This window comes from Streptococcus sp. VTCC 12905 (assembly GCF_049893385.1).
GTDB classification, from domain to species: Bacteria; Bacillota; Bacilli; order Lactobacillales; family Streptococcaceae; genus Streptococcus; species Streptococcus suis_AA.
Genome location: NZ_JBMVJC010000059.1, coordinates 1 through 2,622 on the forward strand (window position 1 = coordinate 1; position 2,622 = coordinate 2,622).

Consider the following 2,622-nt stretch of genomic DNA (forward strand, 5'->3'; position numbering starts at 1 on the left):
TCATTACTCTGTCCTCTCTGTCTTTTTTCTCAATTTTACACTAAAATAGATTTTTTGGAAAACTTTGCAACAGAACCAGTTCGTCTATGGTAAGATGTTTGTAGGTCATTTATGGTTAATCTCCTTTGTTTTCTTTCGTCGGAAATACAATTTGAGTGTACCATAAATGCCTTTTTATTTTTATAACTTAATTTTACAATTCGCGCCTCTAAAAATATTTTGGTCAACCTTATTTTTTTATCGACTATTTCAACAAAAAACTTGAATATTAACAATGGTAATTATCATATAGATATATTTTTAACGTGTACAATTGATTCATTCCGACACAAATGAAATGAAGGCAAATAATATTAAATTAGGCGGATATTTATTTTTTTTTAGGCTTGCCTAATATTTTGCTTTAATTTTATAAAAAAGAAGTGTATACTTTTATTATATTCTTAAAGGATGGTGGAAATATTTTGAAAGATACAACAAGTCAGTTTGGTAAAGAGCACAAACCTCGATTAATTCAGCATGCGAATGGTCCCTCTTTAGAGGAAATTAACGGAACTGTCGAGGTACCCAAAGGCAAAGGCTTTTGGAAAACCCTGTTCGCCTATTCTGGACCGGGAGCATTAGTTGCTGTGGGATATATGGATCCAGGCAACTGGTCTACTTCGATTACGGGTGGGCAAAACTTCCAGTATTTATTAATGTCGGTCATTTTAATGTCTAGTTTAATTGCAATGCTATTACAATATATGGCTGCTAAATTGGGAATTGTTAGTCAAATGGATTTAGCTCAAGCAATTCGAGCGAGAACGAGTAAAAAACTAGGAATCATTTTATGGATTTTAACGGAATTAGCGATTATGGCAACAGATATTGCGGAAGTAATTGGCGCATCAATTGCTCTTTATTTACTTTTTAATATTCCGCTTGTCGTCGCAGTCTTTATTACGGTATTTGATGTTTTATTATTATTGTTGTTAACGAAAGTTGGTTTTAGAAAAATTGAAGCAATAGTTGTCTGTTTGATTTTTGTAATTCTTTTTGTGTTTGTTTATCAAGTAGCGTTGTCTGATCCTAATTGGGGGGATGTACTTAAAGGATTGGTTCCGACTGGTGAAACGTTCTCCTCTACACATTCAATTGGTGGTCAAACGCCTTTAACTGGTGCATTAGGAATTATTGGTGCAACCGTTATGCCTCATAATTTATATCTACATTCGGCTGTGTCTCAGACTCGAAATATAAATCGTACGGATGAAGATGAAATCGCCAATGCTGTACGATTTTCAACTTGGGATTCTAACATTCAATTGACTCTCGCTTTTTTTGTTAACTCCTTATTGCTCATAATGGGAGTTGCTGTTTTTAAAACAGGAGCAGTGAAAGATCCATCATTCTTTGGGTTGTATGAGGCTTTATCAAATTCGGATACATTGAGTAACGGAATTTTAATCACCGTTGCAAAATCAGGTCTTCTTTCTACATTATTCGCAGTCGCGTTACTAGCTTCTGGACAAAATTCAACGATTACCGGAACTTTAACTGGACAAGTAATTATGGAGGGATTCATTCATATGAGAATGCCAATTTGGCTAAGACGTTTAATTACGCGTTTGATTTCAGTTGTCCCAGTGCTAATCTGTGTAATTATTACAAGCAGGCAAGGAACGATTCGGGAGCACACAGCGTTAAATACACTAATGAATAATTCACAAGTCTTCTTAGCTTTTGCGTTACCATTTTCGATAGTACCATTATTAATGATGACCAATAGTGAGGTGGAAATGGGAAGCCGGTTTAAAAATTCGATAGTTATTCGGATACTAGGATGGGGTTCAGTAATTGGATTGACATATTTAAATTTGATTGGATTGCCCGGCCAAATTGAAGGTTTTTTTGGTGAAAAGGTGACATCAAGCCAACTTGTACTAGCTGATTCTACTGCTTATGTCATTATAGTCGCAGTATTACTACTGTTAGCGTGGACAATTATTGAACTGTATAAAGGAAATAAAAAATATAATCAATTAATTAATGAAAGGTAATATGCACTATGGAAGGATTTGATGAATTTAAAAATATTTTAGTTGGGGTAGATGAATCAGAAGGAGCTCAAAAAGCCTTTCAATATGCTGTAAAGCAAGCGAGTAAAACTGGAGCCGCATTACTGATTGCCTCAATTTTAGAAATTGAAGAGTTGAATGTATATGAAGCGTTAGACCCTGAGTACTTGAGCCAGAAACAAAGTCAATTGTTACTTAATTTGAAAAAGTACAAACAATATGCAGAAAATAGCGGTGTAAAAAACATTCAGCTGTACAGTGGAGAAGGTGATCCGGCCGAGGAAATTACTAAGACGATTTTGCCAGCAACATCTGCAGATATCTTAATCATTGGATCGCGATCAATGCATGGAATTAAAGGATATTTTGGTTCGCATGCTACTTATATGGTTAAAAATTCTCCAATCTCAATTACAGTTATTAAGTAAATATTGCAGTTAATATGTATTTGGGTCAATATCTTGGACAAATTTTAATAGAGATTGTGGTTCTGTTGCGAAGTTTGAAAATCAAACGCGCCCCCTCTGAACTCCAAATATCTTAGGCTGTTATTCCCATTAAT

Annotated in this window: 2 protein-coding genes; both read left to right on the plus strand. The window is 34.7% G+C overall.

All coding sequences use genetic code 11. The annotated features are described in order from the left end of the window. Window positions 1–434 precede the first annotated feature (434 nt). Window positions 435–2,042, plus strand: a complete 1,608-nt coding sequence (locus tag ACPC58_RS11520; RefSeq protein WP_434066025.1) for an Nramp family divalent metal transporter — start codon at window positions 435–437, stop codon at window positions 2,040–2,042. Window positions 2,043–2,050: 8 nt separating this feature from the next. After that, window positions 2,051–2,488 carry a universal stress protein gene (locus ACPC58_RS11525; RefSeq protein WP_003139952.1) on the plus strand — a complete coding sequence of 146 codons (438 nt, stop codon included), beginning with the start codon at window positions 2,051–2,053 and terminating at the stop codon, window positions 2,486–2,488. The last annotated feature ends 134 nt before the right edge of the window (window positions 2,489–2,622 follow it).

What these genes read in the sequence shown, in the direction of transcription:
- ACPC58_RS11525 (WP_003139952.1), top strand. Translation starts at nt 2,051, where the DNA reads ATGGAAGGATTTGATGAATTTAAAAATATTTTAGTTGGGGTAGATGAA.